The following is a 20,289-nucleotide window of genomic DNA, read 5'->3' as shown; positions in this document are numbered from 1 at the left end:
CAGGTGATTTTGTGGAAAAAGCGATAATTCCGCCGGAAAAGAAGCCCTATCAGGAGATTGGTGATGACTTACGCGCCCAGATCGCGCAGGGGCGCTACCCGGTCGGGTCGCGTTTGCCGCCGGAACGTCATATTGCCGAAACCTACGGCGTCAGCCGGACCATCGTGCGCGAAGCGCTGCTGATGCTGGAGCTGCAGGGGACGGTGGATATTCGTCAGGGATCCGGGGTGTACGTCATGCGTATTCCCCACGAGAACGACAGTGAAGAGGAGCAACTGCTCAGCAGCGACGTCGGTCCGTTTGAAATTCTGCAGGCGCGCCAGCTGCTGGAGAGCAATATCGCCGCCTTTGCCGCGAAAATGGCCACCCGCGCCGATATCGACAATCTGAAGCGGATTGTCGAGCAGGAGCAGCGGGCTATCGCCCTCAACGACACCGCGCAGGATAACGCTCGTCTGTTCCATCTGGTGCTGGCCGGGGCGACGCAGAACCAGATGCTGCTGGCGACGGTGGAGCGGATCTGGCTGCAGATGGACAGCAGCCCACTGTGGCAGCAGTTCAATGTGCATATTGCCAGCCGCGCCTGGCGGCTGAAGTGGCTCGGTGACCGACAGACGCTGCTCGCCGCGCTGCGGCGTCGCGATGTGATGGGCGCCTGGCAGGCGATGTGGCAGCATCTGGAAAACGTCAAAAACAGTCTGCTGGAGCTGTCCGATGAAGACGCCCCCGACTTTGACGGCTATCTGTTCGACTCGGTGCCGATTTTTCAGGGGAAGCTGGTATGACGATCCTGCCGCTGTACGCTGCGCCGCAGTACGCCCCGCAGGTAACCGACTGGCTGTGGCACGCCTTTGGCGGCGAGACGCTGCCGCGGGAGTTTTTCGCCAGCATTGTGCAGCATAGCCAGACGGCGGAGGCGCTGCCATTGACCTTTATTGCCGTGGAAGGCGAGCAGTTGCTCGGCACGATTGGCCTCTGGCGCTGCGACTTGATCAGCCGCCAGGATCTGTTTCCCTGGCTGGCGTCGCTGTACGTCGCGCCCGCCGCCCGCGGTCAGGGGCTGGCCGGAAAACTGCAGCGGCATGTGATCGATTATGCCCGCCGCGCGGGCTTTCGGGAGCTCTATCTCTACTCCGCCTGCCGGGATTTCTATGAACGCTTCGGCTGGCGCTACATCGGCGAGGGGCTGGATTACCCGGCCACCGCCGTGCATCTCTATCGCTACGATTTATCGCCTTCCAGCGGGGCGACCACCGAGTGACGGCGCACCAGCGTCGGGCTGAACAGGTGGGTGATCTCCGGAGCCGGGCGGTACTCCGCCAGGGCTAAGGCCAGCTCGGCCGCCTGGGTCGCCATGGTGACGATCGGGTAGCGGACAGTGGTCAGCCGCGGACGGACATAGCGCGAAATCAGGACATCGTCGAAGCCAATCAGCGAAATTTCCCGCGGGACGTCGATGCCGTTGTCGTTGAGTACGCCCATCGCGCCGGCGGCCATCGAGTCGTTATAGCAGGCGACGGCGCTAAAGTGGCGGCCGCGGCCAAGCAGTTCGGTCATTGCCAGTTCGCCGCCGCTTTCATCCGGTTCAGCAAAGGCGACCAGCCGGTCATTGCACGGCAGGCCGCTCTCTTCCAGCGCCGCGTAGTACCCCTGCAGTCGATCTTCCGCATCGGAGATATGGTGGTTTGAGCACAGATAGCCGATACGCGTGTGCCCCTGCTGGATCAAATGACGGGTCGCCAGCCAGGCGCCATAGCGGTCGTCCAGCGCCACGCAGCGGGTTTCGTACCCGGGCAGGATGCGGTTGATCAGCACCATGCCGGGGATCTGCTTCATTAACCCCGCCAGTTCCTCATCGGGGATCATTTTGGCGTGCACCACCAGCGCCGCGCAGCGGTGGCGGATCAACTGCTCTATCGCCTGGCGTTCCTTCTGCACGTTGTGGTAGCCATTGCCAATCAGCAAAAAGTTGCCGGTGCGGTAAGCCACCTGTTCGACGGCTTTGACCATCGCGCCGAAGAAGGGGTCGGAGACATCACCCACCACCAGGCCGACGGTTTCCGTTGACTGCTGGGCCAGGGCCCGGGCGTTCGCATTGGGATGATAGTTCAGGGTTTCCATCGCCGCGCCCACGGACTGACGCGAGGCTTCGCTGGCTTTGGGAGAGTTATTGATGACGCGGGAGACGGTAGCGACGGAGACTCCTGCGAGTCGGGCTACATCCTTAATTGTCGCCATACCATGCCTTTTATAGGGTAAGCGTTTACATACTGCTATGTTACGGGAAAGAGCGGCAGATTCAAGGCGCGGCGGCGAAGGAATGGCGCAAATGTGATTCAGACCGGGCTTATGGGTAACCTGGTTACATTGACGTCATCGCTAATTGAAACCGACGCAGGGAAATACAAACCTTTGCTTACACTTTGCGATGCGCTGTTGCGAATGTTCGCTGGTTTGTTCGCGGATCCGGTTGATATTCTGGCTATCCCAGAGGTATTGATAGGTGGAGTCAACGTCACGTTGACCACTTTACTTACACCAGCCTGCGCAGATGCGCAGGTTTTTTTTTGCCCGCTATCGGCGTTGTTACAGATAGCGAAAATCGTAATACCTGGTTGCACTTAGGCTCACTCCCTTGCGTTTTCCCGCTGGCCCGTTACGGTCGAAAAACGCGACAATCGAGATCCCAGAGGTATTGATAGGTGAGTTTCTTAGGTACGCTCTTCGTACTGAACGTCTTACACCGACCTGCGCGGATGCGCAGGTTTTTTTTATTCCGAAAATCTCCCCGCTGCACTGCTTTCCCATGCCTTCTCGTGTAACCTGCTTTGACTCATCACCGGTCACATGGAGTTGTTATGCTTTTGGGATTTTTCAGACTGCTGTTCAAGGGGTTATACCGGGTCAGACTGACCGGCGACACGCAGGCTTTATACCAGCAAAAGGTCTTAATTACCCCGAACCACGTCTCTTTCCTCGACGGCATTCTGCTGGCGCTGTTTTTGCCGGTCCGACCGGTTTTTGCGGTCTATACCTCAATCAGCCAGCGCTGGTTTATGCGCGCGCTGACGCCGATTATCGATTTTGTACCGCTGGACCCGACCAAACCGATGTCGATCAAACATCTGGTGCGGCTGATTGAGCAGGGGCGGCCGGTGGTTATCTTCCCGGAAGGGCGAATTTCGGTTAGCGGCTCGCTGATGAAAATTTATGACGGCGCCGCCTTTGTCGCCGCCAAATCGCAGGCGACCATCGTGCCGCTACGCATTGACGGCGCCGAACTGACGCCCTTCAGCCGGCTGAAGGGGCTGGTGAAGCGTCGCCTGTTCCCGCGTATTCAGCTGCATCTGCTGCCGCCCACCCATCTGCCGATGCCCGAGGCGCCGCGCGCCCGCGACCGGCGGAAAATCGCCGGGGAAATGCTGCATCAAATCATGATGGAAGCCCGGATGGCAGTGCGTCCGCGGGAAACCCTGTATGAATCGCTGCTGGCGGCACAGGACCGCTTCGGCGCGCGCAAACCCTGCGTGGAGGATATCAACTTCCAGCCGGATACCTATCGCAAGCTGCTGACCAAAACCCTGTTTGTCGCCCGCATTCTGGAAAAATACAGCCAGCGGGGCGAAAAGATTGGCCTGATGCTGCCTAACGCCGGCATCAGCGCGGCGGTGATTTTCGGCGCTATCGCCCGCGGGCGTATTCCGGCGATGATGAACTATACCGCCGGGGTGAAAGGGCTTAGCAGCGCGATAGCCGCCGCGGAAATCAACACTATTTTTACCTCACGCACCTTCCTCGATAAAGGCAAACTCTGGCATCTGCCGGAGCAGCTGACCCAGGTGCGCTGGGTATTCCTCGAAGATCTTAAAGGTGATATCACCCTCGCTGACAAACTATGGATTTTCGGACATCTGCTGGCGCCGCGTCTGGCGCAGGTTAAGCAGCAGCCGGAAGACGCGGCGATGATCCTCTTCACCTCCGGCTCGGAGGGCAATCCAAAAGGGGTGGTGCACAGCCATAAGAGCCTGCTGGCCAACGTCGAGCAGATCAAAACCATCGCCGACTTTACCGCCAACGACCGCTTTATGTCGGCGCTGCCGCTGTTCCACTCCTTTGGCCTCACCGTCGGCCTGTTGACGCCGCTGTTTACCGGGGCAGAAGTGTTTCTCTATCCCAGCCCGCTGCACTATCGCGTGGTGCCGGAGCTGGTCTACGATCGCAACTGCACGGTGCTGTTCGGTACCTCGACCTTCCTCGCCAACTATGCCCGCTTCGCTAATCCGTATGATTTCTACCGCCTGCGCTATGTGGTCGCCGGGGCGGAGAAACTGCAGGAGAGCACCAAACAGCTGTGGCAGGATAAATTCGGCCTGCGCATTCTCGAAGGCTATGGCGTGACTGAGTGCGCGCCGGTGGTATCGATTAACGTACCGATGGCGGCGAAGGTCGGCACCGTGGGCCGTATCCTGCCGGGGATGGACGCCCGCCTGCTGGCGATGCCAGGCATTGAGCAAGGGGGGCGACTGCAGCTAAAAGGGCCGAACATCATGAAAGGCTACCTGCGGGTGGAAAACCCCGGGGTGCTGGAAGCGCCAGCGGCGGAAAACCAGCACGGCGAGAAGGAAGCGGGCTGGTATGACACCGGCGATATCGTCACCTTCGACGAGCAGGGCTATGTTCGCATTCAGGGCCGCGCTAAGCGCTTTGCCAAAATCGCCGGCGAGATGATCTCCCTCGAGATGGTGGAACAGGTGGCCCTCGGCGCGTCGCCGGACAAAATGCACGCCACGGCGATTAAGCAGGACGCCAGCAAAGGTGAGGCGCTGGTGCTCTTTACCACCGATAATGAACTGACTCGCGAAGCCCTGCTGCGCTACGCTCGCCAGCACGGAGTACCGGAGCTGGCGGTACCGCGAGATATACGCTGGCTGAAGCAACTGCCGGTGCTGGGCAGCGGCAAGCCAGACTATGTCACCCTGAAAAACATGGTCGACGAGGCGGAAACAACCCATGAGTGAGTCAGTACATACTAACCCTTCGCTGTACTCGAAAGGGATGCTGGCGGTGATCTGCGCCCAGTTCCTGTCGGCCTTCGGCGACAATGCGCTTCTCTTCGCCACCCTGGCGCTGATGAAGCAGCTCTATTATCCGGAGTGGAGCCAGCCGGTCCTGCAGATGTTGTTTGTGGGCGCTTACATTCTTTTTGCTCCTTTTGTCGGCCAGTTTGCCGATAGCTTTGCCAAAGGCCGGGTGATGATGGTGGCCAACGGTCTGAAGCTGCTCGGCGCCGGCTGCATCTGCTTCGGTGTCAATCCGTTTATCGGCTATACGCTGGTGGGGATTGGCGCCGCCGCCTATTCGCCGGCCAAGTACGGCATTCTCGGCGAACTGACTACCGGCGATAAGTTAGTGAAAGCTAACGGACTGATGGAGTCCTCGACCATCGCGGCGATCCTGCTGGGCTCCATGGCCGGCGGGATCCTCGCCGACTGGCACGTGCTGGCGGCGCTGATCGTCTGCGCGCTGGTCTACGGCGGGGCGGTAGTGGCAAACCTGTGGATACCCAGGCTGCCGGCGGCGCGCCCGGGGCAGTCGTGGCGTTTTAAGCCAATGACGCACAGCTTCTTCAGCGCCTGCCGCACGCTGTGGCGCAACGGCGAAACCCGCTTTTCGCTGATGGGGACCAGCCTGTTCTGGGGCGCTGGCGTGACCCTGCGCTTCCTGCTGGTGATCTGGGTGCCGGTGGCGCTGGGCATTACCAGCAACGCCATGCCTACCTATCTTAATGCGATGGTGGCGGTCGGGATTGTGTTGGGGGCCGGGGCGGCGGCGAAGCTGGTGACCCTGGAGACGGTATCGCGCTGTATGCCGGCGGGAATATTGATCGGTATCGCGGTGATGGCCTTTGCGGTGCAGCAGTCGCTGCTGCCGGCGTTCGGTCTGCTGTTACTGCTCGGGGTGTTCGGCGGGTTCTTTATCGTACCGTTGAACGCGCTGCTGCAGGAGCGTGGGAAACATTCGGTCGGGGCAGGTAACGCCATTGCGGTACAGAACCTGGGCGAAAACGTGGCGATGCTGCTGATGCTGGGGCTCTATTCCCTGGCGGTGAGCGTGGGCGTTCCGCCGGTCGCCGTGGGGATAGGGTTTGGCGCGGTCTTTGCCGTGGCCATCGCCGCGCTGTGGGTCTGGGGGCGGCGTAAATAACCTCCCGGCTTGCGCTGCGCTTAACCGGGCGACGGGTTCATCAATGTCTGCTCTTCGGTAGCCCGGGTGGTGGCGTATACGCCGCTACCCGGGGCTTTGCTTTCTTACGGTGCCGGGTAGGTATAAACCTGATGCACCGCCTCAATCTCCGCTAATACCTCTTCACTCAGTTCAAGCTGCAAACTTTCCACGTTGGCCTGCAGCTGCGCCATGGTCGTCGCCCCCAGCAGGGTGCTGGCGACAAATGGCTGCCGACGCACAAAGGCCAGCGCCATTTGCGTCGGATCGAGGCCGTGGCGTTTGGCGATATCCACATAGGCCGCTACCGCTTTCTGCGACTGCTCGCTGCTGTAGCGCGTAAAGCGGCTGAACAGCGTGTTACGCGCCCCCGCCGGCTTCGCGCCGTTGAGATACTTGCCGGTCAGTGTGCCGAAAGCCAGGCAGGAGTAGGCCAGCAGCTCCACGCCTTCGAACTGACTCACTTCCGCGAGGCCGACTTCAAAGCTGCGGTTCAGCAGGCTGTAAGGATTCTGAATGGTCACGATCCGCGGCAGGTCGTGCTTATCCGCCAGGTGCAGATAACGCATCACGCCGAAGGCGGTTTCGTTCGACACGCCGATGTAGCGGATCTTCCCGGCGCGCTGGAACTCGGTCAGCGCTTCGAGGGTATCCAGCAGGGTCACGGCGGGCGCGGCATCAGCCCAGGTATAGCCCAGCTTGCCAAAGCAGTTGGTTGGGCGCTGCGGCCAGTGTACCTGGTACAGGTCGAGGTAATCGGTCTGCAGCCGCTTCAGGCTGGCGTGCAGCGCCTCGCGGATATTTTTGCGGTCCAGGACGTGATTGGGCCGAATGCTGCTGTCGTTATTGCGCGCGGGCCCGCTAACTTTGGAGGCCAGCACCAGCTTTTCGCGATTGCCGCGTTTCGCCAGCCAGTTGCCGACGTAGGTTTCAGTCAGCCCCTGAGTTTCCGGGCGCGGCGGGACGGGGTACATTTCGGCGACATCGATCAGATTGATGCCGTTGGCAACCGCATAGTCGAGCTGCTGATGGGCATCAGCTTCGCTGTTCTGCTCGCCAAAGGTCATGGTCCCCAGCCCGAGGGTGCTGATTTCAAGTGAACTGTGTGGGATACGGTGATACAGCATAGCCAGCTTCCTTTTTATTTATAAGGTCAGGCATTCCCCGACAAAGGAGTATCAACATGGCAGAGGGTGAGAAAAAGAGGAAGTAAAAAATCAAAAAAGCCGGGTGACGAGGAGGGGCGGTGGGTGGAACCCGCGGCGTCCTGGTGTGTCCCGACTCTTCTCAAAAGACTGGTTGTCGGTAAGCGCAGCGTCAACAGAGGCTGGGGCCGACGGGGAAAGATTAACGCTTAATGATTTGCGAAACGTCGTCACGATTGATCTGCATTTTATTACCCTGCTGATCTTCGTAACTGATTAAACCGGTATCGTCATCCACGGTAGGTTTACCGTCGGTCAGGATCATTCGCCCATCTTTGGTCGCCATGACGTAATCGCTGCTGCAACCGGAAACCGAGAACGCCAGTCCTACGGCGGAAATCAATACTGCCCATTTTTTCATCGTCATCACCTCTTGAGTAGCTGCACCCCATACCCGTCTATTAATAGCCTGATTTGTGAGACATAAAAAGCAGTAAAGTCTGAAAAAGGGTTGCAGCCTGTGACCAGGCTGCAATTTTGTGGTTTACAGCGGGTTTTTCTTATTACGCAGCAGGTTAAGGCTCTCCACCGCAATAGAGAAGAACATGGCGAAATAGATGTATCCCTTCGGCACATGAACGTCGAAACTTTCCAGCATCAGGGTAAAGCCGACGAGGATCAGAAACGACAGCGCCAGCATTTTCACCGAAGGATGGCGGTCAACAAAATCGCCGATAGGTCGCGCGGCGAACATCATCACCCCCACCGCAATCACCACCGCCGCCATCATGATGAACAGATGATCCGACAGGCCGACGGCGGTGATCACTGAATCGAGGCTAAAGATGATATCCAGCAGCATGATCTGCACGATAGCGCCGAGAAAGGAGTGGACGTTGGTCTTCAGCCCCTCTTCTTCACCTTCGATAGATTCATGGATCTCTTTACTGGCTTTCCAGATAAGGAATAGCCCACCGAGCAGCAAGATCAGGTCGCGAAACGAAATCTCCTGACCGAGGACGGTGAAGAGCGGGTTGGTCAGTTTCACTACCCAGGCGATAGAGGCCAGCAGCGCCAGGCGCATGACCATCGCGCCCATCAAACCGATCCGTCGCGCGTGGGCGCGCTGGGCGGTGGGGAGCTTGGCCACGACCAGAGAGAGAAAAATAATATTATCGATCCCGAGCACGATCTCCAGCAGCGTCAACGTGCCCAGCGCCAGCCAGGCGTTAGGATCGGTTATCCATGCAAATAACATTGTTCAAAGTCCTGCAAAATAGAAAGCAGCAATTATATGCAAGCCCTAACGCAGAACAAAAAATTAATCGTGTTGTAACAAGAAATGGCGGGCGAGCAGGGCGGCGGTAAAATTCTTTTTCAGGTAAAAGCCGCGCGGCAGCGTCAGGATCGTCTCCCCGTGCGCGCCGATGGCCTCGGTCAGCGCCTTGCTGTTGGCGGCTTTCGGTCTTAACTGCAGCACCTCGCCGTGGCGGGCGGTAATGCGCTCAACTTCGCCCAGAACAATGAGATCCATCAGCTCCTCCCAGTCCATGCGCAGCTGGCGCTCCTCGTCTTCGTCCGGACTCCAGAGCAGTGGTGCGCCGACGCGCCGCGTCGCCAGCGGAATGGTGCGCTCACCCTCCACCGGGATCCACAGGACGCGCTGCAGCTTATGCCGCACATGGCTGCTCTCCCAGGTGACGCCGCTATTGCCGGTTAACGGGGCGACACAGACGAAGGTGGTCTCCAGCGGACGCCCCCGGCTGTCGATGGGGATCGTTTTGAGCTCGACCCCCAGCGCGGCGAAATCCTGCTCGGGTTTACTGCCTGCGCTGGCGCCCAGCCACAGCTCCAGCAGAATGCCCGTCCAGCCTTTATCGCGTTTCAGATCGCGCGGAATGGGGATCCCGGCCAGCGCCGCCAGCTCGCCCAGCGAATAGCCAGCCAGCTGACGGGCCTGGGCCAGCAACTGTTCCTGACTTTGCGGCGGCGAGGAGAGAGGGGCGATAGTGGGCATAGGGCGCTACCTTTGGCTAAAAAATGAGCGCTATTTTTGCGCGTTGTGGATAGAGTTTACCGTTTTCTGAGTAACTATACCAATGTCATGATTTATATGAGTTTTTAAACTTATTGCGCCGCGGGTGAAAACCGTGAAAACAGGTTTTCCAGAACTGGTCACTGACAATAAACAGGATCTTACACCATGTTATCCACAGAAAATTGGGATAACTGGGGAAAAGCCTCACTACTGGTTCGATTTACAGCCTTGACGTGCGACGAAAATCGAAATTTTAGAGAAAACCTGCCCGCGGTCTGCGCGTAATCTGTGGATAAAATCGACATTGCTCGATCTTTCATCAGTCAGCGGATCGCATATGTGATGATCGTCACGTTACGTTGTAATAAATGAAAGGAATATATTCTAACTTGATGAATATGCTATCATTATTTTAAGGTGTTAGCGGTGCGATGTTCAGATTACTCCGGGTTTTCCCGGGGTAATTCCGTACTTCTTCACAACTCTATCCACAGAAAAAGTGAATAAAATAGGGCCTAAGCCGCATTCGTTGTTTATAACTCTGGCCATTACTGTGAGTTATTCAAATGTTATCCGTTCTCAGTGTGCGAACAGAGTGGTTTACCGTTTCCGGCGAGTGTGAAACAATCATTCACATTGAAGCTTATCTTGAGGTAGTCCGGTGATTGATGACGATGGCTACCGCCCAAATGTCGGTATTGTAATCTGTAATCGTCAGGGCCAGGTCATGTGGGCCCGGCGCTATGGTCAGCACTCGTGGCAGTTCCCGCAAGGGGGCATAAATCCAGGAGAATCCGCAGAGCAGGCGATGTATCGGGAATTGTTTGAAGAGGTCGGGTTAAGCCGTAAAGATGTGCGGATCCTTGCCTCAACCCGTAACTGGCTGCGTTACAAGTTGCCTAAACGTTTGGTGCGTTGGGACACAAAGCCGGTTTGTATCGGCCAGAAACAAAAGTGGTTTCTTTTGCAGTTGATCGGCAACGATGCGGACATCAATATGCAAACCAGCAGTACACCAGAATTTGATGGTTGGCGCTGGGTGAGTTACTGGTACCCGGTCCGCCAGGTGGTGTCGTTCAAGCGCGACGTCTACCGCCGGGTGATGAAAGAGTTCGCCAGCGTGACCATGTCGCTGGCGGAGAGTGCACCTAAGCCGCAAAGCGCGCCTGCTTATCGACGTAAAAGAGGTTAAGCCACGCACATTATGCTCACTCGGTTGCGAGAAATAGTCGAGAAGGTCGCGAGTGCGCCGCGTTTAAACGAGGCGCTGGATATTCTGGTGACGGATGTCTGCCAGGCGATGGAGACGGAAGTCTGCTCGGTTTACCTGGCTGACAATGACCGACGCTGCTATTACCTGATGGCCACCCGCGGGTTAAAAAAACCTCGCGGGCGCACCGTTGCGCTGGCGTTCGATGAAGGCCTGGTGGGTCTGGTTGGCCGCCTGGCGGAGCCCATCAACCTCGCCGATGCGCAAAAACACCCCAGCTTCAAATATATCCCTGCCGTCAAAGAGGACCGCTTCCGCGCCTTCCTTGGCGTGCCGATCATTCAGCGCCGCCAGCTGTTGGGCGTGCTGGTGGTCCAGCAGCGCGAGCTGCGTCAGTTTGATGAAAGCGAAGAGTCTTTCCTCGTCACCCTCGCCACCCAGATGGCGGCGATCCTCTCCCAGTCCCAGCTGAACGCCCTGTTCGGCCAGTATCGTCAGACGCGCATTCGCGCCCTCCCGGCCTCTTCCGGGGTGGCGATCGCCGAGGGCTGGATGGACGTCAGCCTGCCGCTGATGGAGCAGGTGTATGAAGCCTCGACGCTGGACACCGCCTCGGAACGCGAACGCCTGACCGGCGCGCTGGAAGAGGCGGCTAACGAATTTCGTCGCTACAGCAAACGCTATGCTGCCGGCGCGCAAAAAGAGACGGCGGCGATCTTCGATCTCTACTCGCACCTTCTCTCCGACGCCCGCCTGCGTCGCGAGCTGTTTGCCGAAGTCGACAAAGGCGCGGTGGCCGAGTGGGCGGTCAAAAAGATCATTGAGAAGTTCGCCGAACAGTTTGCCGCGCTCAGCGACGGTTATCTGAAAGAGCGGGCCGGCGATCTGCGTACCCTGGGTCAGCGTCTGCTATTCCATCTCGACGACAGCATTCAGGGGCCCAACACCTGGCCGGCGCGCATTATCCTCGTGGCGGACGAGCTGTCGGCCACCACCCTTGCCGAAGTGCCGCAGGATCGTCTGGTCGGTGTGGTGGTGCGCGATGGCGCCGCCAACTCCCATGCCGCCATTATGGTACGCGCCCTCGGCATCCCGACGGTGATGGGCGCCGATATCCAGCCCTCTCTGCTGCATGGCCATACGCTGATTGTCGATGGCTATCGCGGTGAGCTGCTGGTGGATCCCGAACCTGTTCTGTTGCAGGAATATCAGCGCCTTATTAGCGAAGAGAACGAGCTCAGCCGCCTGGCGGAGGACGATCTCCAGCGCGCGTCGGAGCTGAAAAGCGGCGAGCGGGTGAAAGTCATGCTCAACGCCGGCTTAAGCCCGGAGCACGAAGAGAAGCTCGGCAGCTTTGTTGACGGCATTGGCCTCTACCGTACCGAAATTCCCTTTATGCTGCAGAGCGGCTTCCCCTCTGAAGAGGAGCAGGTCGCCCAGTATCAGGGCATGCTGCAGATGTTTAACAGCAAACCGGTGACCCTGCGTACCCTGGACATCGGCGCGGATAAACAGCTGCCGTATATGCCGATCAGCGAAGAGAACCCGTGCCTCGGCTGGCGCGGGATCCGCATCACCCTCGATCAGCCGGAGATCTTTTTGATCCAGGTGCGAGCGATGCTGCGCGCCAACGCCGCCACCGGCAACCTCAGCATTTTGCTGCCTATGGTGACCAGTCTGGAGGAGGTGGATGAGGCCCGTCGGCTGATCGACCGCGCCAGCCGGGAAGTGGAAGAGATGATCGGCTACGCCATCCCACGTCCGCGCCTGGGGGTGATGCTGGAGGTCCCGTCGATGGTCTTTATGCTGCCGCAGCTGGCCAGCCGGATCGATTTTATCTCGGTAGGGACGAACGACCTGACCCAGTACCTGCTGGCCGTCGACCGCAACAATACCCGGGTCGCCAGCATGTATGACAGCCTGCATCCGGCGGTATTGCGGGCGCTGGCGATGATCGCCCATGACGCGGAGCGCTTTGGCATCGATCTGCGACTGTGCGGCGAGATGGCGGGCGACCCGATGTGCGTGACGATCCTTATCGGCCTCGGTTATCGCCATCTGTCGATGAACGGCCGCTCGGTGGCGAGGGTGAAATATCTGCTGCGCCGCATTGATATCGAAGAGGCGCAGGAGCTGTCGCGTCGCAGCCTTGATGCCCAGATGACCGCTGAGGTGCGCCATCAGGTGGCGGCCTTTATGGAGCGTCGCGGTCTCGGCGGCCTGATCCGCGGCGGGCGGTAGCGGTAGCCCGGGTGAGGCGTAAGCCGTAACCCGGGGATCCTCTGCTCGCACCATCCGGCAAAATAGGGTACCGCCGGGAAAACGGCATTCTGTTAGCATCCGTATACATATCTTTTACACGTTCGGCGCGGATCGCACTCCAGGCTTATGCTATGATTCGCCTCCTTCGGCGTGCCCGTTTTTATCGGGCATAGATCATCACCGCTGTCCACTTTCGGCGGAATAACAAGTCTTTATGGTGACAGATGAATAGTGGCTACCTGCATTTTCCGGAGTTCGATCCGGTCATTTTTTCTCTAGGCCCGGTCTCCCTCCACTGGTACGGTTTGATGTACCTGGTGGGCTTTGTCTTTGCGATGTGGCTGGCCACCCGTCGGGCGAATCGTCCGGGCAGCGGCTGGACGAAAAATGAAGTGGAAAACCTGCTCTACGCGGGCTTCCTCGGCGTCTTCCTGGGCGGCCGTATCGGCTACGTGCTGTTTTACAACCTGCCGGTATTTCTTGCCGATCCGCTGTATCTGTTCCGCGTCTGGGACGGCGGCATGTCGTTCCACGGCGGCCTGATCGGCGTGATCCTGGTGATGATTATCTTCGCCAGACGCACCAAACGCACCTTCTTCCAGGTCTCCGATTTTATCGCGCCGCTGATCCCGTTTGGCCTTGGCGCCGGGCGTCTGGGCAACTTCATCAACGGTGAGCTGTGGGGCCGCGTGGACCCGAGCTTCCACTACACGATGATTTTCCCGGGCTCCCGTGCCGAAGACCTGGCGCTGCTGCCGACGCATCCGGAATGGCAATCGCTGTTCGATACCTACGGCGCGCTGCCGCGTCACGCGTCGCAGCTGTACGAGCTGGCGCTGGAAGGCGTGGTGCTGTTCCTGATCCTGAACCTGTTTATCCGTAAACCGCGCCCGACCGGCTCCGTTTCCGGTCTGTTCCTGATTGGCTACGGCCTGTTCCGCATCATCGTGGAATTCTTCCGCCAGCCCGACGCCCAGTTCACCGGCGGCTGGGTGCAGTACATCAGCATGGGGCAGATTCTTTCGATCCCGATGGTGCTTGCGGGTATCATCATGATGGTTTGGGCTTACCGCCATCGTCCGCAGCAACAGAATTCTTGAGGAACCATGAAACAGTATCTTGATTTGATGCAGAAAGTGCTCACCGAGGGCACGCCAAAAAATGACCGCACCGGCACTGGCACGATCTCTATTTTCGGCCATCAGATGCGTTTTAACCTGCAGGAAGGCTTCCCGCTGGTGACCACCAAGCGCTGTCATTTACGCTCCATCATCCATGAACTGCTGTGGTTCCTGCAGGGCGACACCAACATCGCCTATCTGCACGACAACAACGTCACCATCTGGGACGAGTGGGCAGATGAAAATGGCGACCTGGGGCCGGTCTACGGCAAACAGTGGCGTTCCTGGCCTGCGCCGGACGGTCGTCATATCGACCAGATCACCACGGTGATGAACCAACTGAAAAACGACCCGGACTCCCGCCGGATCATCGTCTCGGCGTGGAACGTCGGCGAGCTGGATAAAATGGCGCTGGCGCCGTGCCACGCCTTCTTCCAGTTCTACGTCGCTGACGGCAAGCTCTCCTGCCAGCTGTATCAGCGCTCCTGCGACGTATTCCTCGGCCTGCCGTTCAATATCGCCAGCTACGCGCTGCTGGTGCATATGGTGGCGCAGCAGTGCGATCTGCAGGTCGGTGATTTCGTCTGGACCGGCGGCGACACCCATCTGTACAGCAACCATCTTGAGCAGACCAACCTGCAGTTGAGCCGCGAACCGCGTCCGCTGCCGAAGCTGGTCATCAAACGCAAACCGGCGTCGATTTTCGACTACCGTTTTGAAGACTTCGAGATTGAAGGTTACGATCCGCACCCGGGCATTAAAGCGCCGGTGGCGATTTAACCCCCCCTGCAGAGATGATCAACCGGCGCCCGATGGCGCCGGTTTTTTTATGCCTTTTGCACCATCAGAATGGAGGCTATCTCCATAGCCACAGGGATAAGGTCGCTTCAGCCTGCCCACTGCCCCCCGGCGGTTGCGGTGGGCGAAGTTGGGTAGACGCTCGCAAAAAAATGTTCCTCTGTCGAGTATGCAAACCTTTTTTGCGTATCTGGCCGGGAAAGCTATTTTCCGTCGTCGCGCCAGGGTCAACCGCCGCGGCATACTCGACGCCATGAACAGAGAACATGGCTACACCCTGATGGAAACCCTGGTAACGCTGACACTGATGATGATCCTCAGCGTCGGCGGCCTGTACGGCTGGCAGCGCTGGCAGCAGCAGCAACAACTGTGGCAAACCGCCGTCCAGGTGCGGGATTTTCTGCTCTTTCTGCGCGATGACGCCAACGCGTACAACCGGGACCGCGTGCTTCGCGTCGGCCAGGACGAAGTGGGCTGGTGCCTGAGCGCGGAGGGGGAGGGGCCGGAATGCGCCTCGGGGACATCCTTCACGCTGCGCCCGCGCTGGCCGGGGATCACGCTGGCTGGCGTTACGCCTGGTCTGGGGTTTTATGGTCTGCGCAGCACCGCCTGGGCGGGGAATCTGCGGCTGCAGAGCGCGGCCGGCAGCTGGAGCATTGTGATCTCACACTGGGGGCGGATTCGTTTATGCCGCAGCGACAGCGCAGGAGGGTGTCAGTGAACAGTCGAGGATTTTCCCTGGCGGAGGCGCTTATCGCCATGGCCATCGGCTCACTGCTGCTGATGGGGGCCTGCCGTTTTCTGCCTGCCCTGCAGCGTCATATTCTGCGCCAGGGCGAACAGCTGGCCCTGGAGAACGAGCTGTGGCAGCGCGTGCATGCCGTGGGAAAACATCTCCAGCGCGCCGGGTACTGCCGGGGAGCGTGCAGCGGAGCCGGGCTGGAGCTAGCCGCTGATGGCGAGTGTCTGATTGTGCGCTGGGATGCGAACAGCAACGGGAGATGGGAAACCTCCCCCGCGGCAGCGGCGGAGAGCACCGGCTTTCGCCTGCGCGACGGCGCGCTGGAGACCTTGCGCGGGGCCAGCGACTGCCGCGGGGGCGGATGGGAGAAAATCACCAACCCGGCCGCCATCGTGGTGACGCGCTTCTCGGTACAACGTCAGGTCACCTCGGGCTTCGCGCCGGAGCTGAGCGTGACGCTGGCGGCGCGCTCCGCGCAACAGAGGGGCCTGACGAGCGAGGTGGAGCAGCGGGTGACGGGGTATAACCTGTGATCCGTCAGCGTGGAATGTCGTCGCTGCTGATGGTGCTCCTGTTGCTGACCCTCGGCAGCCTGTTACTCGAGGGGCTTAACCTGCAGCAGCGGGCGCTGCTGGCGCAAACCGCCAGCGAAACGCAGGCGATCCGCGATACGGCGATAGCCCATTCGGCGCTGCAGTGGGGAAAACAACAGGCCTGGTCGGCGCAGCTGCCGCTGGCCTGCCGGGAGCAGACGCCGCAGGGCTGGCGCGCCTGCTTGCGTATCTTCGGCGACGGTTCACTGTTGCTCAGCAGCGCCAGCGGCGAGGTGCAGGTCTGGCAGTCCGGCGAGGTGCGCGGCGGGCAGGTGCGTTTTTCCGCCCACGGCTGGAGCGATTTTTGCCCGCTCAGGGAGGCGAGCTTATGTCAAATGCCCTGAAGCATCAGCGGGGGTTTAGCCTGCCGGAGACCGTGCTGGCGATGGCGCTGATGGTGCTGACGGTCACCGCGCTGGGCGGCTATCAGCGCGGAATGGCGCAAGGAATTGTCCAGTTGAACCAGACCCGTCAGCTGTGGCGCGACGCGTGGCGCTATAGCCAGCTCTCCGCGCCGCCCTCGCCGGCACGCGGGCAGGTAAGCCGTATGCAGACATCGACGCAAAGATGTGTCAGCATCACGGTAACGATCAGTATGCCCGTTGCCAAGCGGGTGCAGATGACCCGGCTGCATTGCCCGGTCAGTCAGTAGTCAGGAGCAATTATGTTAAGGGTATACCACTCAAACCGGCTGGATGTTCTCGAGGCGTTGATGGAATTTATCGTCGAGCGCCAGCGGCTGGATGACCCTTTTCAGGCCGAAATGGTGCTGGTGCAGAGTACCGGTATGGCGCAGTGGCTGCAGATGACCCTGGCCTCGCGCTTCGGAATTGCCGCCAATATCGAGTTCCCGCTGCCGGCGAGCTTTATCTGGGACATGTTCGTGCGCGTCCTGAAAGATATTCCTGGCGAAAGCGCCTTCAGCAAGCAGAGCATGAGCTGGAAGCTGATGACCCTCCTGCCGCAGCACCTGGAGGAAGACGATTTTATCTTGCTGCGCCAGTATCTGAGCGATGACGGCGACAAGCGCAAACTGTTTCAACTCGCCGCCCGGGTGGCGGACCTCTATGACCAGTACCTCGTCTATCGCCCGGAGTGGCTGATGCGCTGGGAGGCCGGCCAGCGGGTGGAAGGTCTCGGCGATGCCCAGCAGTGGCAGGCGCCGCTGTGGCAGGCGCTGGTGAGCTATACCGCCGAGCTGGGGCAACCGCAGTGGCACCGCGCCAATCTCTACCAGCGCTTTATCAGTACCCTGGAAAAAGCGGACGAACCGCCCGCCGGGCTGCCGTCGCGCGTCTTCATCTGCGGGATTTCCGCGCTGCCGCCGGTCTATCTTCAGGCGCTGCAGGCGTTGGGTAAGCATGTCGATGTCTATGTCTTGTTTACCAACCCCTGCCGCTACTACTGGGGAGACATTAAGGATCCGGCGTTCCTGGCGAAGCTGCTGTCGCGCCAGCGGCGCCATCACCGCGAGGCGCGCGCGCTACCCCTGTTTCGCGACACCGAGCAGGCGCCGGGGTTGTTTAATGACGCTGGGGAACAGGATGTCGGCAACCCGTTGCTCGCCTCCTGGGGCAAACTGGGGCGCGACTATATCTACCTGTTGGCGGGGCTGGAGCGCTATGAGGAGCTGGACGCCTTTGTCGATATTGCCCCCGATAACCTGTTGCATAACCTGCAATCGGATATCCTCGAACTGCGCAACGCGGCGGTGGCCGGGCAGAGCGCAGAGGCGTTCGCTCACAGTCGCGACAAACGTCCGCTGGCGCTGGATGACCGCAGCCTGAGCATTCACGTCTGCCACAGTCCGCAGCGCGAAGTGGAGGTTCTGCACGATCGGCTACTGGTGATGCTGGAGGCGGATCCGACGCTCACGCCGCGGGATATCATCGTCATGGTGGCGGATATCGACAGCTACAGTCCCTATATTCAGGCGGTGTTTGGCGCGGCCAGCGGCGATCGCTGGTTGCCGTGGGCGATCTCCGACCGTCGCGCCCGCGAGTCGCACCCGGTGCTGCAGGCGTTTATCACGCTGCTCTCGCTGCCGGACAGCCGCTTCGCCAGCGAAGATGTGCTGGCGCTGCTGGACGTGCCGGTGCTGGCGGCGCGCTTTAATATCACGGAAGAAGGGCTGCGCTACCTGCGCCAGTGGGTGAACGAGTCCGGCATCCGCTGGGGAATGGATGACGACAACGTCCGCGAGCTGGACCTGCCGGCGACCGGGCAGCATACCTGGCGGTTCGGCCTCACCCGCATGCTGTTGGGCTACGCGATGGACAGCCGCGAGGGAGAGTGGCAGTCGGTGCTGCCGTATGACGAATCCAGCGGTTTGATCGCCGAACTGGTGGGCAACCTCGCGTCGCTGCTGATGCAGCTTAATCTGTGGCGACGCGGCCTTGCCCAGCAGCGGCCGCTGGCGGAGTGGCTGCCGGTCTGTCGCGATCTGCTGAATGACTTTTTCCTGCCGGACAGCGAGACCGAAGCGGCGCTGGCACTGATTGAGCAACAATGGCTGGCGGTTATTGATAGCGGTCTGGAAGCACAGTATGGCGACCAGGTGCCGCTGACGCTACTGCGCGATGAGCTGGCCCAGCGTCTCGATCAGCAGCGGATCAGCCAGCGCTTTCTTGCTGGCCCGGTCAACATCTGTACCCTGATGCCGATGCGTTCGATCCCCTTTAAGGTGGTGTGCCTGCTGGGGATGAATGACGGAGTCTATCCGCGAACGCTACCGCCGCTGGGCTTTGATTTAATGAGCCAGAAGCCGCAGCGCGGCGACCGCAGCCGGCGCGATGATGACCGCTATCTGTTCCTCGAAGCGCTGATGTCCGCCGAACAGACGCTGTATATCAGCTATATCGGACGTTCGATCCAGGACAACAGCGAGCGCTTTCCTTCGGTGCTGGTGCAGGAGCTGGTGGATTACATTGGCCAGAGCCACTGTCTTGCTGGCGACGAAGAGCTTGACTGCGACGCCAGCGAAGCCCGGGTCAAAGCCTATATCACCCATCTGCATACGCGCATGCCGTTCGACGTCGCTAATTTCCAGGAAGACGAGAACAAGAGCTACGCTCGTGAATGGCTGGCCGCCGCCGGCCAGCAGGGAGAGGCGCATAGCGATTTTATACAGCCGCTCACCGCGCCGCCGATTGACAGCCTGCCGTTCGAGCAGCTCTTACGCTTCTGGCAGCACCCGGTTCGCGCGTTCTTTCAGCAGCGTTTGCGGGTCAATTTCCGCGCCGAAGAGGACGATATTCCAGACGACGAGCCCTTCACTCTTGAAGGGCTGAGCCGTTATCAACTGAATCAGCAACTGCTCAATACGCTTATCGAGGAGCAGGACGACTCAGCCATGTTCCGCCGCTTCCGCGCCGCCGGCGAGCTGCCGTATGGCGCCTTTGGCGAGCTGGTCTGGGAGACGCAGCGCCTGGAGATGCAGGCTCTGGCCGAGCGGGTGATGGCCGAGCGCCAGCAGGCGCAGAGTATGGAGATCGATCTGCAGTGCGGCGGCGTGAACCTGACCGGCTGGCTGCAGCAGGTGCAGCCGGACGGTCTGCTGCGCTGGCGGCCTTCGCTGCTGAGCGTCTCCCAGGGGATGCAACTTTGGCTGGAACACCTTGTCTACTGTGCCAGCGGCGGCACCGGCGAGAGCCGGCTGTTTGTGCGGAAAGAGGGAGAGTGGCGCTTCCCGGCGCTGGCGCCCGCCGAGGCGCAGGCGTACCTTAATGCGCTGGTGGATGGCTATTTGCTGGGGATGTCGCAGCCGCTGCTGCTGCTGCCGGAAAGCGGTGGCGCCTGGCTGAAAGCCTGTTACGACGCCGAAAAGGATGTCATCTTAATGGACGAAGAGACGCAGCAGAAAGCGCGGAGCAAATTCCTGCAGACCTACGAAGGTAATATGGTGGTCAGCGGGGAGGGCGCCGATATCTGGTATCAACGCCTGTGGCGTTCGCTGGAGCCGGCGCATTACGAAGAAATTATTGCTCAGACGCAGCGTTATCTGTTACCGCTATATCGTTACCATCAGTCCACACAAATTTAAATAGTATAAAAATTGCGCAGTGAATGGCGGTTCATTTATTATGCGCAACGTATCACGGACTGATGGACATAAAAGGCTGCACGCTGTGCAGCGCAAGTTTGTTAATGATGAGGTTC

Annotated in this window: 19 protein-coding genes; 13 read left to right on the top strand and 6 right to left on the bottom strand. The window is 59.7% G+C overall.

Going from position 1 to position 20,289, the window contains the following annotated elements; genetic code table 11:
- Positions 1–11 precede the first annotated feature (11 nt).
- Both SPE70_RS21685 and SPE70_RS21680 read left to right on the top strand, forming a co-directional pair.
- Positions 12–785, top strand: a complete 774-nt coding sequence (locus SPE70_RS21685) for a GntR family transcriptional regulator (RefSeq protein WP_008806337.1) — start codon at positions 12–14, stop codon at positions 783–785.
- Positions 782–1,261, top strand: a complete 480-nt coding sequence (locus SPE70_RS21680) for a GNAT family N-acetyltransferase (protein WP_064170018.1) — start codon at positions 782–784, stop codon at positions 1,259–1,261. The genes SPE70_RS21685 and SPE70_RS21680 overlap by 4 nt, the downstream gene beginning before the upstream one ends.
- On the opposite strand, the gene galR is transcribed toward SPE70_RS21680, so the two are convergent.
- The gene (gene galR, locus SPE70_RS21675; RefSeq protein ID WP_008806335.1) at positions 1,222–2,238 is read right to left on the bottom strand and encodes an HTH-type transcriptional regulator GalR; all 1,017 of its coding nucleotides are present in this window, start codon (positions 2,236–2,238) and stop codon (positions 1,222–1,224) included. The genes SPE70_RS21680 and galR overlap by 40 nt on opposite strands.
- 620 nt (positions 2,239–2,858) lie before the next feature.
- Between galR and aas the strand changes: the two genes are divergently transcribed.
- Entirely contained in the window at positions 2,859–5,018 is a 2,160-nt protein-coding gene (gene aas / locus SPE70_RS21665; protein ID WP_012540651.1) for a bifunctional acyl-ACP--phospholipid O-acyltransferase/long-chain-fatty-acid--ACP ligase, read from the top strand.
- Positions 5,011–6,204, top strand: coding sequence for a lysophospholipid transporter LplT (lplT, locus tag SPE70_RS21660; protein WP_008806333.1), 1,194 nt, complete (start codon positions 5,011–5,013; stop codon positions 6,202–6,204). The genes aas and lplT overlap by 8 nt, the downstream gene beginning before the upstream one ends.
- A 104-nt stretch (positions 6,205–6,308) precedes the next feature.
- On the opposite strand, the gene SPE70_RS21655 is transcribed toward lplT, so the two are convergent.
- The 5 genes from SPE70_RS21655 to SPE70_RS21635 form a co-directional block, all read right to left on the bottom strand.
- On the bottom strand, positions 6,309–7,349 hold the full coding sequence (locus tag SPE70_RS21655) for an NADP(H)-dependent aldo-keto reductase (protein ID WP_064170020.1): 1,041 nt from the start codon (positions 7,347–7,349) through the stop codon (positions 6,309–6,311).
- A 220-nt stretch (positions 7,350–7,569) separates the two neighbouring features.
- Positions 7,570–7,788: a YgdI/YgdR family lipoprotein gene (locus tag SPE70_RS21650; protein WP_002915974.1), complete on the bottom strand. Its 219-nt coding sequence runs from the start codon at positions 7,786–7,788 to the stop codon at positions 7,570–7,572.
- A gap of 123 nt (positions 7,789–7,911) precedes the next feature.
- Entirely contained in the window at positions 7,912–8,625 is a 714-nt protein-coding gene (locus SPE70_RS21645) for a TerC family protein (RefSeq protein WP_004205441.1), read from the bottom strand.
- Positions 8,626–8,688: 63 nt separating this feature from the next.
- Complete coding sequence (gene mutH, locus SPE70_RS21640; RefSeq protein WP_012967282.1) at positions 8,689–9,384, bottom strand: DNA mismatch repair endonuclease MutH; 696 nt, start codon at positions 9,382–9,384, stop codon at positions 8,689–8,691.
- An 85-nt stretch (positions 9,385–9,469) separates the two neighbouring features.
- A complete protein-coding gene (locus SPE70_RS21635; RefSeq protein ID WP_012540652.1) occupies positions 9,470–9,613 on the bottom strand; it encodes a hypothetical protein in 144 nt (47 codons plus the stop codon).
- A gap of 453 nt (positions 9,614–10,066) precedes the next feature.
- Between SPE70_RS21635 and rppH the strand changes: the two genes are divergently transcribed.
- The 9 genes from rppH to recC all read left to right on the top strand — a co-directional run bounded on the left by rppH (position 10,067) and on the right by recC (position 20,173).
- Positions 10,067–10,597, top strand: a complete 531-nt coding sequence (rppH, locus tag SPE70_RS21630; RefSeq protein ID WP_004205443.1) for an RNA pyrophosphohydrolase — start codon at positions 10,067–10,069, stop codon at positions 10,595–10,597.
- 12 nt (positions 10,598–10,609) lie between these two features.
- Positions 10,610–12,856, top strand: a complete 2,247-nt coding sequence (ptsP, locus tag SPE70_RS21625; protein ID WP_008806330.1) for a phosphoenolpyruvate--protein phosphotransferase — start codon at positions 10,610–10,612, stop codon at positions 12,854–12,856.
- A gap of 245 nt (positions 12,857–13,101) precedes the next feature.
- Complete coding sequence (gene lgt, locus SPE70_RS21620; protein WP_002915934.1) at positions 13,102–13,977, top strand: prolipoprotein diacylglyceryl transferase; 876 nt, start codon at positions 13,102–13,104, stop codon at positions 13,975–13,977.
- A 6-nt stretch (positions 13,978–13,983) separates the two neighbouring features.
- On the top strand, positions 13,984–14,778 hold the full coding sequence (gene thyA, locus SPE70_RS21615) for a thymidylate synthase (protein ID WP_008806329.1): 795 nt from the start codon (positions 13,984–13,986) through the stop codon (positions 14,776–14,778).
- 187 nt (positions 14,779–14,965) lie between these two features.
- A complete protein-coding gene (locus tag SPE70_RS21610; protein ID WP_016161770.1) occupies positions 14,966–15,517 on the top strand; it encodes a prepilin peptidase-dependent protein in 552 nt (183 codons plus the stop codon).
- Entirely contained in the window at positions 15,514–16,071 is a 558-nt protein-coding gene (locus tag SPE70_RS21605) for a prepilin peptidase-dependent protein (RefSeq protein ID WP_012967285.1), read from the top strand. The genes SPE70_RS21610 and SPE70_RS21605 overlap by 4 nt, the downstream gene beginning before the upstream one ends.
- The gene (locus SPE70_RS21600; RefSeq protein WP_012967286.1) at positions 16,068–16,475 is read left to right on the top strand and encodes a DUF2509 family protein; all 408 of its coding nucleotides are present in this window, start codon (positions 16,068–16,070) and stop codon (positions 16,473–16,475) included. Before SPE70_RS21605 ends, SPE70_RS21600 begins: the two co-directional genes overlap by 4 nt.
- Positions 16,460–16,783, top strand: a complete 324-nt coding sequence (locus SPE70_RS21595; RefSeq protein WP_008806325.1) for a prepilin-type N-terminal cleavage/methylation domain-containing protein — start codon at positions 16,460–16,462, stop codon at positions 16,781–16,783. The genes SPE70_RS21600 and SPE70_RS21595 overlap by 16 nt, the downstream gene beginning before the upstream one ends.
- Positions 16,784–16,795: 12 nt before the next feature.
- Positions 16,796–20,173 (top strand): exodeoxyribonuclease V subunit gamma, encoded by a 3,378-nt coding sequence (gene recC, locus SPE70_RS21590; protein ID WP_324726407.1) that lies wholly within the window; start codon positions 16,796–16,798, stop codon positions 20,171–20,173.
- Positions 20,174–20,289: the final 116 nt, after the last annotated feature.

Source organism: Klebsiella sp. ZJOU C1 (assembly GCF_035620215.1).
GTDB lineage: Bacteria > Pseudomonadota > Gammaproteobacteria > Enterobacterales > Enterobacteriaceae > Klebsiella > Klebsiella variicola.
The sequence above is the reverse complement of the archived record's forward strand: the minus strand, read 5'-3'. Positions and strand labels throughout refer to the sequence as shown.

Coding starts and splice junctions, on each gene's coding strand:
- SPE70_RS21680 (WP_064170018.1), top strand. CDS start 782: ATGACGATCCTGCCGCTGTACGCTGCGCCGCAGTACGCCCCGCAGGTA.
- galR (WP_008806335.1), bottom strand. CDS start 2,238: ATGGCGACAATTAAGGATGTAGCCCGACTCGCAGGAGTCTCCGTCGCT.
- aas (WP_012540651.1), top strand. CDS start 2,859: ATGCTTTTGGGATTTTTCAGACTGCTGTTCAAGGGGTTATACCGGGTC.
- lplT (WP_008806333.1), top strand. CDS start 5,011: ATGAGTGAGTCAGTACATACTAACCCTTCGCTGTACTCGAAAGGGATG.
- SPE70_RS21655 (WP_064170020.1), bottom strand. CDS start 7,349: ATGCTGTATCACCGTATCCCACACAGTTCACTTGAAATCAGCACCCTC.
- SPE70_RS21650 (WP_002915974.1), bottom strand. CDS start 7,788: ATGAAAAAATGGGCAGTATTGATTTCCGCCGTAGGACTGGCGTTCTCG.
- SPE70_RS21645 (WP_004205441.1), bottom strand. CDS start 8,625: ATGTTATTTGCATGGATAACCGATCCTAACGCCTGGCTGGCGCTGGGC.
- mutH (WP_012967282.1), bottom strand. CDS start 9,384: ATGCCCACTATCGCCCCTCTCTCCTCGCCGCCGCAAAGTCAGGAACAG.
- ptsP (WP_008806330.1), top strand. CDS start 10,610: ATGCTCACTCGGTTGCGAGAAATAGTCGAGAAGGTCGCGAGTGCGCCG.
- lgt (WP_002915934.1), top strand. CDS start 13,102: ATGAATAGTGGCTACCTGCATTTTCCGGAGTTCGATCCGGTCATTTTT.
- thyA (WP_008806329.1), top strand. CDS start 13,984: ATGAAACAGTATCTTGATTTGATGCAGAAAGTGCTCACCGAGGGCACG.
- SPE70_RS21610 (WP_016161770.1), top strand. CDS start 14,966: ATGCAAACCTTTTTTGCGTATCTGGCCGGGAAAGCTATTTTCCGTCGT.
- SPE70_RS21595 (WP_008806325.1), top strand. CDS start 16,460: ATGTCAAATGCCCTGAAGCATCAGCGGGGGTTTAGCCTGCCGGAGACC.
- recC (WP_324726407.1), top strand. CDS start 16,796: ATGTTAAGGGTATACCACTCAAACCGGCTGGATGTTCTCGAGGCGTTG.